Origin of the sequence: Thermococcus sp. MV11 (assembly GCF_012027285.1) — an archaeon.
Taxonomy (GTDB): domain Archaea; phylum Methanobacteriota_B; class Thermococci; order Thermococcales; family Thermococcaceae; genus Thermococcus; species Thermococcus cleftensis.
The window spans coordinates 465,915-479,606 of sequence record NZ_SNUD01000001.1 but is presented as its reverse complement, the minus strand read 5'-3'; the positions used below and the strand labels follow the sequence as shown (position 1 = coordinate 479,606).

Annotated in this window: 12 protein-coding genes and 1 tRNA gene; 6 read left to right on the top strand and 7 right to left on the bottom strand. The window is 55.9% G+C overall.

Features of this window, described 5'->3' with window-relative positions; genetic code table 11:
- Positions 1-194 precede the first annotated feature (194 nt).
- Complete coding sequence (locus E3E27_RS02615) at positions 195-1,562, top strand: TldD/PmbA family protein (RefSeq protein ID WP_167773343.1); 1,368 nt, start codon at positions 195-197, stop codon at positions 1,560-1,562.
- A gap of 10 nt (positions 1,563-1,572) precedes the next feature.
- Positions 1,573-2,898 carry a TldD/PmbA family protein gene (locus tag E3E27_RS02610; RefSeq protein ID WP_167773717.1) on the top strand — a complete coding sequence of 442 codons (1,326 nt, stop codon included), beginning with the start codon at positions 1,573-1,575 and terminating at the stop codon, positions 2,896-2,898.
- A gap of 74 nt (positions 2,899-2,972) precedes the next feature.
- On the opposite strand, the gene E3E27_RS02605 is transcribed toward E3E27_RS02610, so the two are convergent.
- Both E3E27_RS02605 and E3E27_RS02600 read right to left on the bottom strand, forming a co-directional pair.
- Positions 2,973-3,968 carry a class I SAM-dependent methyltransferase family protein gene (locus E3E27_RS02605; RefSeq protein ID WP_167773342.1) on the bottom strand — a complete coding sequence of 332 codons (996 nt, stop codon included), beginning with the start codon at positions 3,966-3,968 and terminating at the stop codon, positions 2,973-2,975.
- 372 nt (positions 3,969-4,340) lie between these two features.
- Positions 4,341-4,418: transfer RNA gene (locus tag E3E27_RS02600), tRNA-Glu, on the bottom strand.
- A gap of 93 nt (positions 4,419-4,511) precedes the next feature.
- Between E3E27_RS02600 and trm10 the strand changes: the two genes are divergently transcribed.
- Positions 4,512-5,624 carry a tRNA (guanine(9)-/adenine(9)-N1)-methyltransferase gene (gene trm10 / locus E3E27_RS02595; RefSeq protein WP_167773716.1) on the top strand — a complete coding sequence of 371 codons (1,113 nt, stop codon included), beginning with the start codon at positions 4,512-4,514 and terminating at the stop codon, positions 5,622-5,624.
- A gap of 56 nt (positions 5,625-5,680) precedes the next feature.
- On the opposite strand, the gene E3E27_RS02590 is transcribed toward trm10, so the two are convergent.
- The 5 genes from E3E27_RS02590 to E3E27_RS02570 all read right to left on the bottom strand — a co-directional run bounded on the left by E3E27_RS02590 (position 5,681) and on the right by E3E27_RS02570 (position 11,895).
- Positions 5,681-8,347, bottom strand: a complete 2,667-nt coding sequence (locus tag E3E27_RS02590; RefSeq protein ID WP_167773715.1) for a valine--tRNA ligase — start codon at positions 8,345-8,347, stop codon at positions 5,681-5,683.
- A 198-nt stretch (positions 8,348-8,545) separates the two neighbouring features.
- Positions 8,546-9,292, bottom strand: a complete 747-nt coding sequence (locus E3E27_RS02585; protein WP_167773341.1) for a class I SAM-dependent methyltransferase — start codon at positions 9,290-9,292, stop codon at positions 8,546-8,548.
- 31 nt (positions 9,293-9,323) lie between these two features.
- Positions 9,324-10,292, bottom strand: a complete 969-nt coding sequence (locus E3E27_RS02580; RefSeq protein WP_167773340.1) for an aminotransferase class I/II-fold pyridoxal phosphate-dependent enzyme — start codon at positions 10,290-10,292, stop codon at positions 9,324-9,326.
- Positions 10,277-11,161, bottom strand: coding sequence for an adenosylcobinamide-phosphate synthase CbiB (gene cbiB / locus E3E27_RS02575; protein ID WP_167773339.1), 885 nt, complete (start codon positions 11,159-11,161; stop codon positions 10,277-10,279). The genes E3E27_RS02580 and cbiB overlap by 16 nt, the downstream gene beginning before the upstream one ends.
- Positions 11,149-11,895, bottom strand: a complete 747-nt coding sequence (locus E3E27_RS02570; RefSeq protein WP_167773338.1) for a uracil-DNA glycosylase family protein — start codon at positions 11,893-11,895, stop codon at positions 11,149-11,151. Before E3E27_RS02570 ends, cbiB begins: the two co-directional genes overlap by 13 nt.
- A gap of 48 nt (positions 11,896-11,943) precedes the next feature.
- Here E3E27_RS02570 and E3E27_RS02565 point away from each other — a divergent pair, with 48 nt between their 5' ends.
- From E3E27_RS02565 to cobS, 3 genes are read left to right on the top strand one after another with little or no spacing between them, the layout of a single operon-like run.
- Positions 11,944-12,585 (top strand): diphthine--ammonia ligase, encoded by a 642-nt coding sequence (locus E3E27_RS02565; RefSeq protein WP_167773337.1) that lies wholly within the window; start codon positions 11,944-11,946, stop codon positions 12,583-12,585.
- On the top strand, positions 12,582-12,992 hold the full coding sequence (gene cobZ / locus E3E27_RS02560; RefSeq protein ID WP_167773336.1) for an alpha-ribazole phosphatase CobZ: 411 nt from the start codon (positions 12,582-12,584) through the stop codon (positions 12,990-12,992). Before E3E27_RS02565 ends, cobZ begins: the two co-directional genes overlap by 4 nt.
- A gap of 2 nt (positions 12,993-12,994) precedes the next feature.
- Positions 12,995-13,690 (top strand): adenosylcobinamide-GDP ribazoletransferase, encoded by a 696-nt coding sequence (gene cobS / locus E3E27_RS02555; RefSeq protein WP_167773335.1) that lies wholly within the window; start codon positions 12,995-12,997, stop codon positions 13,688-13,690.
- The last annotated feature ends 2 nt before the right edge of the window (positions 13,691-13,692 follow it).

The window sequence follows — 13,692 nt, the reverse complement described above, 5'->3', positions numbered from 1 at the left end:
TTGCATTAAGTTGTTTTCACTCATCATATATAACACTTTCGTTAGGAACAAATGTCTACAACCGATGTTGTTTGGCTTCTGTTCTATAACCGGGTAATAACCTGTATTCTCTTTCGACCTTCATCGAAAGGCTCAAAAGGCTTTTATATGAGACCCTCGATACCATAACTGGACAAACATCTACGGTGGTGACCATGGAGGCACTCGAAAGGGCCCTTAAGTGGGCTGAGGAGAATCTGAAGGCCGAGTACATAGAGCTCCGCTACGAGGATTTGAAGAAGACCACCCTTGGCCTCAAGGACGGCGTCTTCACCAGTTTTACAGGGAAGTTCCACAGGGGGGTCGCCATCAGAGTTCTGGCGGATGGAGCGTGGGGCTTCGCCTCGACCAGCGAGCTGGACAACCTTGAGAAGAAAATCGAAGAGGCCTACAAGTTAGCCAAAGCCGCGGCCCAGACGAAGAGGGAGAAAATCCAGCTGGCCGAGATTGAGCCGGTGCAGGACTTCGTGAAGAGCAGGATGAAGGTCAAACCGAGGGAAGTGGACATAGAGGAGAAAGTTGCCCACCTGAGGGAGCTGGAAAAGCTCCTCAAGGAAGACAGCGCCGTCAAGAGCGTCCAGGTTCGCTACGAGGACGGCGGCGGGCAAAAAATACTCCTCACCAGCGAGGGGACGAGGATAGAGTGGGATTATAACTACCTCTACCAGGGAACCTACGTCACCGGAAAGGCAGAGGGTAAGCTCGCTATGGCGAGGGACAGCATTGGAGCGGTGGACTACGGCTGGGAGCTCATGACCGAGATAGAGCCGAACGAAAAGGTTACCGAGAGGCTCCTCAGGAAGATGCACAGCCAGCTGAAAGGAGTAGCTCCTAAGCGCGGCGAGTGGCCGATCGTTGCTGGGCCAATCGTCGTTGGAATCATCGCCCACGAGGCTTTGGGCCACCTCGCGGAGGCGGACTTAACGATAAACTCGCCCTTCAAGGACCTCATAGGCAAGCAGATTGCTCCTGAATACGTCACGATGAGCGAGCGCTACGTTGAGGGCGGCTTCGGAAACGACAGGTACGACGACGAGGGAGTTCCGGTCAGGGACATACACATCATCGAGAACGGAATTCTCAAGGAGATAATGCTCAACCGCGAGTACGCCCACAAGTGGGGCATGGAACCCAACGGCCACGCGAGGGCTGAGAGCTACCGCTACCCGCCGATAATCAGGATGCGCAACACCGTCTTCGAGCCCGGTGATTACTCCTTCGAGGAGCTCATCGAGGACATCAAGTTCGGCTACTACGTGGTTGACTTCCGTGGCGGTCAGGCCCAGCTGAACAGCGCCTTCCAGGTAGGAATCCAGGAGGGCTACGTCATAAGGAACGGCGAGATAGCCGAGCCGATAAGGGACACCTCCATCACCGGCGTCGCCATCGAGGCGCTGAAGAAGATAAGTGCCGTTGGTAAGGACTTCGGCCTCGAGGTTGGCTTCTGCGGCAAGGGACAGACGGCCTTTGTAAGCTCGGGTGGACCGCACATGCGCTTCGACGGGGGAATACTAATCGGGTGAGGTGGTGGAGATGGAGAACCTCATACGCTACGCCGAGAAGTTTTTCGACGAGGTTGAGATCGCCCTTTACCGCTCCCGTGATGTCAGCGCGAACGTCGAGCTGAACGAGATTTCGATGGCCTCAACCAGGAGCGGTGCGGTAACGATAATCCGCGGAATCAAGGACAAGCGCCTCGGCCTGGCCATAGTGGACAGCGACGAGGAGAGCAGGGTTAAAGAGGCAATCGAGCAGGCCGTGAAGATGGCGAAGCTCAACAGCCCCGATGAGAAGTGGGTTTCCCTCCCGGAGCCTGGGAAGTACAGGGAGAGGCCAAAGCCCAACTACGAGCTGAAGGAGGCCTCGCCGGATAAGCTGGTGGAGATGCTCGGTAAAGCAATAAAGCTCGCCCGCGAGAAGGACGAGCACGTCGTCGTTGCGGGCGGTGAAGGAGGTGTTAGCTGGGAGGAGAGGCACATCATCAATTCCCACGGGATTGACGTCTTCCAGGAGGGCGGTGCCGCGTTCTTCTTCGTCGAGCTCGTTGGAAGGAAGGGCGACGTTGTAACGCCCGGAATCTTCGACTTCGACGCGAGGAGGGACTTAAACCTCGACGTCGAGGGTGTCGTCGAGAGGGCCGTCAGAAAGGTCAGCTGGGCCTACAGCGTCAAAGCCAGCAAAAACGAGGAAGTACCGGTTATCCTCGGCCCCTGGGCGATTGCCGGGCTATTCAGCTACGCCCTCCTGCCGGCCTTCAGCGGTGAGAGGCTCGTTAAGGAGACCACTCCCTTAGCGGGAAAGGTCGGGGAGAGGATAGCGAGCGACGTCATAACGCTCTACGACGACCCGTTCCACGAGCTGGCCATCGAGCAGACCATAGCGGACGGCGAGGGCGTTCCGACGAGGAAGAACGTCCTCATCGAGGAAGGAACCTTCAGGGGCTTCGTCTGGGACAACTACTGGGCGAAGGTTTACGGAACCGAGAGCACCGGGAACGGGAAGCGCGACCTGAGGAGCGGCGGGGTAAACATAGGCTTCCACAACGTTGTCATAGAGAGGGGCAAGCGCTCGCTTGAGGACATGATAGCCGAAATCGAGCGCGGCTACTTCGTGGACGGCTTCCAGGGTGCCCATTCAAGCAACCCCGACAACGGAAACTTTGCAGTTACCGCAAATCCAGCATTCCTCATCGAGGACGGCGAGGTAGTTGGCTCAAGCGTGTTCCTCATCGCTGGAAACGTCTACGAGCTTCTCAAGCAGGCGAGCGAAGTCTCAAGGGAGCAGACGGTCATGCCCTTCATGAACACGATGATAACGCCCTTCATAAAGTTCGAGAACGTAAAGATAGCGGGGAAGTGATCTCTTTTTCTAACTTTTTGGGTGTTTTATCCGGGAAACAACCCACTTTTAAAAGGCGTTCTCCATACAAAACATCACTTCAAAACCCTGAAGTCAATCGCTATGTTGAACTGCCGCGGCGCGTAGGGACGAACCTTTCTTTCCTCCAGAAACTCAACGGTAAAGCCGAGCTCCCGCGCAACAGCTTTAATCTTCGCTTCATGCTCGGAGTAGAGGTCCTCCTCCGGCCCGAAGCCGTAGTAGTGGATTACTCCACCGTCTTTAACGCTCAGCATCGCCTCCCTCAGAAAGCGGTCGGCGAACTTGGGGAGGTTCATTATCACGCGGTCGGCCTTGACTTTGCCCGCGACCTTCCTCACATCGCCGAGGATCGGAACCACGTTTCGGGCTTTATTCAGCCGTACGTTCTCCTCAAGGTACTTTATCGCCCAGGGGTTCAAATCAACGGCGAAGACGAGCTTCGCCTTTTTAGCCAGAAGTACCGCGTAGGGCCCGACTCCGGCGAACATGTCAAAGACGACCTCCCCCAGTTGGGTCTTCTCAAAGACCCTCATTCTCTCGGTGGCGAGGCGCGGGGAGAAGTAGACTTTAGCCACGTCGAGCCTGAGCCGTATTCCATTCTCGCGGTGGAGTGTCTCAGTTCTGTTCTCACCGGCAAGATGAATCAGCTCCCTCACGCGGTATTCTCCCTCAACTTTGCTCCCCTTGGCAAAGACGGCCTTTATGTGCCTATGGACTTTGAGAATAGCCTCGCCAATTGCCCTGCCGTAATCCATCAGCTCCTCGGGGAGCTCGATTATCGCTATGTCCCCGATTATGTCAAAGGAACTCGGGAGAAGCGGTTTAACCTCCTCGGGAACCTCAACGACCTCACGGTAGCTGTGGGGTCTTCTCTCAAGCTTCTTGAATTCAGCTTCGACGAGCTCGAAGCCCTCCACTGGCTCCGTGACTGGGAAGAGTATGAACTCCCCCTCCCGCTTGACGGCGTATCCTTTAGCCAGAACGCCGAGTTCTATGAGCCTTCTCCTAACTTTTTCCGCTTCCCGCTTGGGGACTCTAACGGCGAGCATCGGGTTCACCATGCGGATTCTATTATGGGCACAACGTAAACCTCAAAAACTTTCCGTCACCAACCGTAGAGATGACCGAATGAAAAGTTTGTTGCTCCTTGAAAACGGTGGGTAAACTGTGTTTTTATGACCTCCCCATTTGCCTGGGAGAATCGCTTCAGGAATACTTTTTCGGGAGTTTGATTTGAAAAACACCCGGAGGGTGTTGAAGAACAGAAAACCCCTACTAAAGTCGCGTTGAAGGGTATTTTCGTTGCAGAACGGCAATTGCGTATGAAAAACACTTAGCTTGGTGGTTTATAGAACAGAGCCACAAACTTTGATGAAACTTTTGCTTGGCAAAAGTTTCTTATGGTGCGCAAAAGTTTCTTATGGTGCCCCGGCCGGGATTTGAACCCGGGGCGCGGGCTCGAAAGGCCCGCATGTTTGACCGGGCTACACCACCGGGGCTCGATATTAGGGAAGGGGGAGCGTTTAAAAATCTTTCGTCCCGAAATAACAGGCAAACTTTTTAAACCCCCGCCCGAGCCCCAACCGATGGCCATGAAAACGCTCGCCGACGTTCTCAGGGAGGCATTGAAAGAGAAGGGAATCGAGAGCATAGGCGTCCTCTCAAAGCGCTTCAGGAAGTCAAGGAACAAGCTCCAGGACATCGCGGTGGAGATAGTCAACGGAAAGGGAGCAATATTCCGCGTCCCGGAGAAAACCGCAGTGGCCTGGGACCTGAACGGCAACCGTGTCGAGGGCTCGCATTACGCCTACGCCCCGCTGTGCATGGCGGACAAGTTCGAGATGGTTCTATCTCCCGAGAAACTCCGCTCAAAATTGCCCGAGTGGCCGTACTTCGTCATTGACCTCTACCACTGGGACAGGCACACCCAGAAGGAGAAGGGCAAGATATGCCTCCAGGTAAGCCAGAGCTACGGCCTGCTGAGGGACTACTTCACGGGGAGAGAGCTGGCCGTCACCTGGGCCAACGATGAGTTTAAATCAATGTTTCACGGCCCCCTCGGAAGGATAACGACCTACGATGGCCCAACAGCGGAATTTTTGAGGGAGAACGGCATAGACGAGGTCGTCCTCCTCGATCCGTGGGCCGAGAAGGTTCTGAGCGAGGAGGACTTCAGCGTTAAGGCATTCATAATCGGCGGCATCGTCGATACCGGAGGGAACAAAAAGAAAACTACCCCTAAAATCGGAGAGGAGCTTGAAGGGGCAGGAATAAAGGTCCGCCGGAGGAAGATAGTCCTAAGGGGCGACGTCATAGGCGTCCCCGACAGGATAAACCGCATTCTCGGCATAATCCTCAAGATGATGGTGGAAGGAAAGTCCATGGACGAGGCAGTTTACGAGTTCCAGGAGCCCCTCCATGCCCGCTGGCGCCTGAGGAAAGAACTTCCGAAGAGGGCCACCCGCTACATGGTGGACGGAAGGGTCTACAGGGTCGTTGAGAAGGAGCTCTTTGATGAGTACTCCAAGTGGCTCAAAATCCGCTGGGAGGACTTCGTGAAGGTCCTGAGGGAGCTCGACCTGATAGCGCTCGAGCGGAAGAGGATACACCACCTCAACAAGATATCCAATGCGAGGATAATAAACGGAAAGCTCTACCGCGTGATCCTGCTCAAAAAGGCGGCTATGGTGTGCTACAACTGTTGAAACTTTTTATCTGCGGCTTAGAAACCGGAAAGGGAAAGAAAGACTCAGAGAAAGACTCAGAAGAATACGACAACCGCGTCCCCAACGACGGCAGTCTCTACCTCTTCGCCCTCACTGAAGACCGCCTTCCTGAGCACTATGTCGTCCTTGCCGAGCTCGACCTTCTGGCCCTCAACCTCGAACTCGACCTTTCCAGTCTCTTTGAGTGCCTTGGCAACCTCCTCCGCGTTCTCCTTGAGGTAGGCGGTTATCTTCGGAACGAGCTTGCCATATTTGGGTCCGACGGTCCTGAAGTTGGGCTTTATCTCAACAATGCGCTCCTCCAGCTCTGGCTCGCCTCTGATTATCTCCAGCCTCTCGATGTTCATCGTTCCCGCGATGTCCCTCTCGATGGCCTTCAGCATGTCGTAGCTGTCCGTGGCGTAGATGACCACGTGCTTGAGCTTGGCGTTCAGAGCGAGGCCGTGGCTGTTCTTGTAGCGCCTCATGGCACCGACTATCTCCCTCGCGAGCTCTCCGAGCTTTTCGGCTTCCGTGTCAATCCTCTCGGGCTTGAACTTCGGCCACTCGAGGAGATGCACGCTCTTGGCTCCAACATGCCCCTTGAACATCTCCTGGTAAAGCTCCTCGGTTATGTGCGGCGCGAACGGGGCGAGGAGGAGCATTATGTTGTAGAGCAGCTCGTAGAGCGCCTTCTTAGCTTTCAGCTTGCTCTCCTCGTCGTCGCCGTAGAGGCGGTACTTGATCATCTCGATGTAGTCGTCGGCGACCTCGTGCCAGATGAAGGTCATGAGCTCCCTCGTGAGCAGGTTGAAGCGGTAGCGCTCCATCTCCTCGGTGGCGAACTTGATGAGCCTGTGGAGCCTGCTGAGGATCCAGCGGTCGAGGGGCTCGAGCTCCTCCGGAGCGCTGGCTGGGTCGAAGTCGGCGAGGTGCCTCTCGGCGAAGCGGTAGATGTTCCATACCTTCTGGAGGAAGCGGTAGTTGTAGTCGACGGTCTCCCACTTGAAGGGGTGGTCCTCTCCGGGCGGAGCGAGGGCGGTCCAGAGGCGGAGCGCGTCAGCGCCGTACTTAGGTATAACCTCGTCGGGAGCGACGACGTTGCCGTAGCTCTTGCTCATCTTCCTGCCGTCCGGGCCGGCAACCATTCCGTTGATGAGGACGTCGTCCCAGGGCTTCTTTCCTGTTAGCACGTACGTCCTGAATATCGTGTAGAAGGCCCACGTCCTTATGATGTCCGTTCCCTGCGGCCTTAGTGCGGTCGGGAAGTTGTGCTCGAACCAGCGCTTGGCCTCTTCGTCGCCCTTGATGGCCTCGTGCCACCTGCTTATGATGAGCGGGGTTATGCTGGAATCGACCCAGCAGTCGAGGACGTCGGTAACGGGCTTCGGCTCGCTTCCATCGGAGCACTTCCTCGGGGGTTTGTCAAAGCGCGGATCGACCGGCAGATCCTCCTCGTTTGGCAGGATAACCTCACCGCTGTCGCAGACCCAGAAGGGAATCGGCGTTCCGAAAACGCGCTGCCTGCTTATGACCCAGTCCCAGTCCATGCTCTCGGCCCAGTCCTTCAGGCGGAGGAACATGTCGCTCGGGTACCAGTTTATCTCCTCCGCCACCTTGACTATCTCGTCCGTGAAGTCCTTGACCTTGATGAACCACTGGGTCTTGGGGAGCAGTTCAATCGGGGCCATACAGCTGCTCCTCTCGGTGTGCCTCAGCACGCGGTGCCTTATCTTCTCCTTCCTGTAGAGCAGGCCCATCTTCTCAAGGTCTTCTGCTATCTTCTCCCTGGCCTCCTCGGTCTTCAGCCCCGCGTATGGTCCCGCCCTCTCGTTCATCGTTCCGTCTTCGTTGATGGCTATGATGACCGGCAGGTTGTAGCGCTTCTGCCAGACGACGTCCTGCTCGTCGCCGTAGGTACAGTTGTAGACCGCACCGGTTCCGAAGCTCGGGTCAACGTCCTCATCTGCTATAACCGGCACCTCGCGCTCGAATATCGGGAGCTTCACCTTCTTGCCGACGACGTCCTTGTAGCGCTCGTCGTCCGGGTGCACGAAGACAGCCACACAGGCAGGCATCAGCTCGGGCCTCGTCGTGGCTATCGGCACGTAGCCGGAGCCGTCAGCTAGTGGGAGCTTGATGTAGTAGAGGAAGCCGTCCTCTTCCACGTAGCCAACCTCAGCCTTGGCAAGGCTCGTCCTGCATCTCGGGCACCAGTAGACGGGGTGCTTGTCGCGGTAGAGCATACCCTTCTTGTAGAACTCGATGAGGGACTTTTGAACAGCGGCTTTATACCAGTCGTCCATCGTGTGGTACTCAAGGTCCCAGTCGGCGGAGTAGCCTATTCTGATAAACTGGTTGCGCATCGCCTCGATAGCCTGCCATGTCCACTCGACGCACTTCTGGAGGAACTTTTCGGGCTGATCCTTGCTTATTCCGAACTCCTTCTCCACCTTGAGCTCCGTTGGAAGCCCGTGGTTGTCGAAGCCCTGCGGGAAGAGCACGTTGTAGCCGGTCATTCTCTTGTAGCGCGCGATGATGTCGATCCAGGTGTGGCTGAGAACGTGGCCGAGGTGGAGCGTTCCGCTCGTGAACGGGGGAGGCGTGTCTATCGCGTAGCTCGGCCTCTTCTCGTCGAGCTCGTACTTGTAGATTTTCTCTTCCAGCCAGAACTTCTGCCATTTCGGCTCAATCTCGTTCGGGTCGTAGGTCTTAGGAAGCATGGACATCACCCTTTTGGATTTTTGAAGATGGGTTACCCTCAGAAGGGCGGCTTAAAAATCTTAGCAACGCCGGTGGTGCCGGAGTAGAGGCTAACCAAGAAGCGCGGAAGGCTTTACTAAAGGTCGAAATCGGCGTTACGGTGGACGATAGGCACCACCGGGGTATAGAAATGAGCTCGAGGTTTAAAAAGTTTGGGGTTACTTCACCGCCACCAGCCAGTACCTTCTGTCGTTTGGCCTAAGCTCGTGGAGGTCTCCATAGATTTTGACCTTCCTGAAGTGCCCCCCAGCCAAAAGCCTCAGCTCCCTCGGTGTGTAGATGTCCAGTTCATCGTCCACTATGAAGGCCCTAACGCTCCCGTCGGGCTTTATTATCTGCACGAGTCTCTTGAAGCGGAGCTTCTGGAAGGCAGGCTCGACCTTGCGCCAGTCGGTTATGACAAGCCTCTCATCGCCCTTCCGCTCGTCCCATACTATCGGGCCGTCCCTTCCGCCGTAGTACCAGCACGGGGAGTCTGCGATGAAAACGCCCCCCGGTTTCAGCGCCTGTTTTACAGAATTAAATAATTGTTGAATTGCAGAATCGTCGAAATACATAATGCTGGAGAAAAACATCGTCACGGCGTCGAACTCTTCCTCAAGATCAATCTCAAGCGCGTTTCCCTGAATGAACTCGACGCTAAGCCCTTCCCTTTCGGCCTTTCTTCTCGCAACGGCAAGCATCTCCTCATGGAGGTCGAGGCCGACCACCTCGTAACCGCGCCCCGCCAGTTCGAGCGTTGGGATTCCGGTTCCGCAGGCAAGGTCGAGAACCCGCGTTACTTCTCGTTCGGCTTCGTTCTGGAAGAGCTCCTCCACGAAGTCAATCTCCTTCCCAACGCGCTCGGCCCTTCTCCGGTAGATCGCGTCGTAGTACTCGGCAAGGGCCGTGTAGAGCTCGTGCATGCCATCACCAAAAATGAATGTCCCTTCAGATTTAAAACCCTTCTCCCAGCTCCCGAAAGGCCTCAATCAACCTCCCGTTCTCCTCCGGCCTTCTGACGGAGAAACGGACGTATTCCGGCAGGCTAAAGCTCTCACAGCTCCTCACAAGGATTCCGTACCTCTTGAGAGCCTCGGCGAATTCTTTCGCGTCTCCAACGCGCTTAATGAAGAAGTTAGCGTCACTTTTAACCCTGAGCTCCCTCTCCAGCCTCTCCTTTTCCCGCCAGATCAGGGGCATCATCCTCCTTAAATGCTCGAAGCCGTCCTTGAGCAGGAACTCAAGGAAAGCAACTCCGGTTGAGCCTATGCTCCAGGGCATTCTGACGCTCCTAAATGCCTCACTGAAGCCGAGAACGTAGCCAACCCTTATCCCGGGCAGGCCGTAGCTCTTGGTGAAGGTCCTGAGCTTTACGATGTTCTCCCCTTCGGGGCTGTCGGCATCTTTGACAAAGTCTATGAAGGCCTCGTCAAGGATTAGGAGGGCTTTTCTGTCCTCCACCGCATCGAGGAGGGGTTTCAGCTCCTTAACGCGGTAGAATCTCCCGTCCGGGTTGTTCGGGTTGCAGAAGAAAACCACTGAGTCCCTCTCAACCAGCTCCGCGAGCTTCTCAGGCTCGTTCGGACCTTTAATGACCTCCGCTCCAAAAATCCTCGCAGCCCTCTCGTATTCACCGTAGGTGTGGCGCGGGATTACCACCTTCCTCCCGCGGAGCGTGAGTATTCCAAGGAGGTAGAGGGCCTCCGTAATGCCCGCCGTAATCGTTACCTGCCCTCCCACAAGTTCTCCAAGCCCCTCCTCAAGCTCCTCGTAGTAGGGGTAGCGGGTGCTTATCTCCTTTGCCCTTTGGAACATCTCGTCGAGCCATTCCGGCGGATATGGGTTCAGCGAGGCCGAGAAGTCAAGGTAGCCTTCCTCCCTCGCCCCACCATGGTGGGTTTTGAAATTCACGGGCTCAAGCATGGAAACACCCCCGTTGCAAGGAGTAACGTAACTATAATCACCCATTCGGCAACAACCAGCCAGTAAACCCTCAGGGCGCGCCTTATGTCGTCGTTGACCGGCTCCCTTCCGGGAAAGCGGTAGAAGCCGGGCTTTTCGAGCATGACCCCAAGAACCGCTGACATGGCCGCAATTGGCTTGTCGGAGTTGAGCTTGAAGCGAGCGAGGCGGTAGTATTTTAAAACCCTCCGTCCGCCGAACGGGAGGTAGAGGAGAACGGTTAAGCGGGCCGGGACGAAGTTGAGGAGGTCGTCGAGCCTCGCCGGGAACTTGCCGAAGAACTCGTAGCGCTCGTTTCTGTAGCCCAGCATCGCGTCGAGTGTATTAGCGGCGCGGTAAACCAGTGCCCCTGGAAGGCCGAAGAGGAGGAAGTAGAAGAGTGGCGCAATCACCGAGTCGTTGAGGTTCTCGGCGAGGCTCTCTATCGCCGCAGAGTTAAGATGCGCCCCGTCGAGGGTCTCAGTGTTCCTGCTGACTATCATTGACACCGCCTTCCTCTTTTCCTCGATGTCAGCGGTTACCGCCCTCGAAACGTGCTCGTGGAGGCTCCTTATCGCGAAGGAGCTCTTGAGGAGGTAAACCGCGAGAGTGTAGTTAAGGGGAAAGGGAAGGTAGAACGGTAGGAGTGAGAGGGCAATGGCAAAGAGAAGAACGACCAGAGCTGTCAGCGTTCCGGCTAAGAAGTCAGGAAGAGGACCTTTTCGCCCCCAGCGTTCGTCAAAAAACTCCGCCAGCTTACCGAACCACACAACCGGGTGGACTAACGCCGGCGGCTCTCCAATGAGCAGGTCCCAGAGGAGGGCGAGTAGAAAAACCGTCAGAACTTCCATTCCCCGAAGGCCTCCTTTATCACTGAGTACTCCTCCAGCATCTCCTCCTTCGGTTCCCTCAGGCCCCGGCGCACGTACCAGGCGGGGTGCCGGAGGTAAACGGCCTCATAGCCGAGCCTTTTCAGGGCCTTCTCCGCCGTTCTGCCGACGGCAAATATGGCCTCTGGCTTCAGGATCTCAAGCTCCCGCTGGAGGAGGCTGAGATCACCCTCACCGAAGCCCCTCAACCTGTTCCCCGGCGGGTTGCACTTGAGGACGTTGGTGATGTAGACGAAGTCAGGGTTGACGCCGAGCTGGAAGAGCGTCTTCCTGAGCAACATTCCGGAGGCGTCGCGGTAGAAGCATATCCCTGTCTTCCCGCAGCCTTTCCTTCCCGGCGCCTCCCCCACGAGCACCACTCCCGAGCCGGGCCAGCCGTTGGCGAATGGCAGGCCATGAAACTCGCCCACCTCAAGCTGGTAGCGGTAGTACTCCTCGCGGCAGAACCGCAGGGGCCGACGGAGAAGCTCCCGGTAAAGGGCCTCAAGCTCCTTAGCGAGCTTTTCATCTTTTCTGTCCACGGCGAGAAAGCGCTCTCCGGGGTTGTAAATCGTCCGGGCGTAGGGGCCGTAAGTCCCCTCATCGAGGCCCAAAAAGTCTCTCCAGTCCCGGATAAAGAGAGGTGCAACCTTGAAGTTCCGGGGGTTTATGTAAACGTCGCCGACTTTTCTTAGCTCTTCAAACCTCAGGAGCATAATGGATAAAAGTGCCAACGTCTTTATAACCGTGACGGGGGCGATAGGTTGAAGGGGGTAGCGTTCTTTTCAGGTGGAAAGGACGGACTTTACGCACTTCATCTGGCCGAGAAAGGTGGAATCGAGGTTCTCTACCTACTCGCACTGAAGACAACCATCGGTCTCTCACCCCATTGGGAGAACCTTAAAGCGTTGAAAACTCTGGCTAAAGCTATGGGGCGGAAGTTACTCGCCTTCGATATGGCGGACGGGAGTGAAGTCCTAGCCGAGTTCATAGGTTCACTTGGCGTTGACTATTTAATAGCCGGAAACGTTCTCCTTGAAGATCACCTGAAGTGGGTTGAGTTGCTATCAGAAAAGGCGGGGGTTAAGCCCCTTGAGCCCCTCTGGGGGAGGGACACAAAGGAACTCGCGGAGGAAATCCTGAGGGCTGGCTTTGAGTACGCGATAATCGCAGTAAAGAAAGAGAAGCTCGGCAAGGAGTGGCTTGGCTACACCTTCCGTTCGGTTGATGACTTGGAGCGTTTTCGGAAGAACAATCCGGGAATAGATCCCATCGGGGAATTTGGGGAGTTCCACACGGTTGTTTTAGCATCTCCGCTCTTTGAGGAGCGCTTTGCTCTTGAGGTTCTCTCGACTGAGGAGAGCGAGAGGTACTACTGGATAAGGTTCAGGCTGGTGAGAGAATGAAACGAAAAGAACTCCTCCTTCAGCTCGAATCAAAGGGCATAACCCTCAACGCCATGCTCGATACGGCGATGGAGCTCTACATCGGCGAGGAGAGGGAGAAAGTCCGCGAGGAACTCAAAAGCCTCATGCTGAGATACCTCGACGACATCAACGTCCAAGCTTTGCTCACGGCCGCGCTCCTCCTTGAGGAGAACTTTGAAATTGAGGGCGACCCGGTGAACTTAGTTGCCGACGAGCTGATAGGGATAAGCATTGCCGAGCTGATAGGCGGCAAGATTGCGCTCTTCAACTTCTTCTACTACGACACGAGAAAGCCCGGGATTTTAAAGGAGCTCCCACCGTTCCTCGACGACGCGGTTGGCGGCTTCATAGCTGGCTGTATGACGAGGCTTTTCGAGAGGGACTAGCCATGAAGAACCTCCTGCCGTTCCTGACAAGGATTCCAGTAAAAGGAGACTTCGAGAAGGCCAGGGAAGAACTCTGGGCTTTTCCTTTCCTCTCCATGGTTACTTCAGCCCTCCCGACGGCCGTTCTTTACCTCAGACCCCCCCTCGCCAACGTTCTTGCACTCCTCGCGCTCTACCTCACCATAGGCCTCCTGCACCTTGACGGCCTCGCCGACTGGGCCGACGGGATAATGGTGAAGGGCGATCGCGAGAAGAAAATAAAGGCAATGAAGGATCTGAACACCGGAATAGCGGGCCTCTTCGCGGTGGTCATGGTTCTGCTCCTCCAGGTTTACTCGCTCCCGCTCCTTCCCTTCTACGCGCTCTTTCTGGCCGAACTCAACTCCAAGTTCGCCATGCTCCTCGCACTGGCAACCAGGAAACCGCTCGGCTCCGGTTTGGGGGCATACTTCATGGAGGGTATGAACCGAAAACAGATGGCCATCGGAACGGCCCTTTACCTCCTCCTGCTGATCCCCTTTGTCTTAATCGAACCCTCCTCGCTTGCATCTCTCCTCGGCCTTTTGGCAGGGGTTTATGTCATACACATCTCGCTGAAGAACTTCGGCGGCCTTAACGGCGACTGCATAGGGGCAGTGGCGGAGATAACGAGGACCGGGACGCTTTTGGTTATGGCGTTTGCATGGCAATGGATTTAAAG

Bases quoted from the DNA above. Each gene is read 5' to 3' on its own strand.
- E3E27_RS02615 (WP_167773343.1), top strand. From the start codon at position 195: ATGGAGGCACTCGAAAGGGCCCTTAAGTGGGCTGAGGAGAATCTGAAG.
- E3E27_RS02610 (WP_167773717.1), top strand. From the start codon at position 1,573: ATGGAGAACCTCATACGCTACGCCGAGAAGTTTTTCGACGAGGTTGAG.
- E3E27_RS02605 (WP_167773342.1), bottom strand. From the start codon at position 3,968: ATGCTCGCCGTTAGAGTCCCCAAGCGGGAAGCGGAAAAAGTTAGGAGA.
- trm10 (WP_167773716.1), top strand. From the start codon at position 4,512: ATGAAAACGCTCGCCGACGTTCTCAGGGAGGCATTGAAAGAGAAGGGA.
- E3E27_RS02590 (WP_167773715.1), bottom strand. From the start codon at position 8,347: ATGCTTCCTAAGACCTACGACCCGAACGAGATTGAGCCGAAATGGCAG.
- E3E27_RS02585 (WP_167773341.1), bottom strand. From the start codon at position 9,292: ATGCACGAGCTCTACACGGCCCTTGCCGAGTACTACGACGCGATCTAC.
- E3E27_RS02580 (WP_167773340.1), bottom strand. From the start codon at position 10,292: ATGCTTGAGCCCGTGAATTTCAAAACCCACCATGGTGGGGCGAGGGAG.
- cbiB (WP_167773339.1), bottom strand. From the start codon at position 11,161: ATGGAAGTTCTGACGGTTTTTCTACTCGCCCTCCTCTGGGACCTGCTC.
- E3E27_RS02570 (WP_167773338.1), bottom strand. From the start codon at position 11,895: ATGCTCCTGAGGTTTGAAGAGCTAAGAAAAGTCGGCGACGTTTACATA.
- cobZ (WP_167773336.1), top strand. From the start codon at position 12,582: ATGAAACGAAAAGAACTCCTCCTTCAGCTCGAATCAAAGGGCATAACC.
- cobS (WP_167773335.1), top strand. From the start codon at position 12,995: ATGAAGAACCTCCTGCCGTTCCTGACAAGGATTCCAGTAAAAGGAGAC.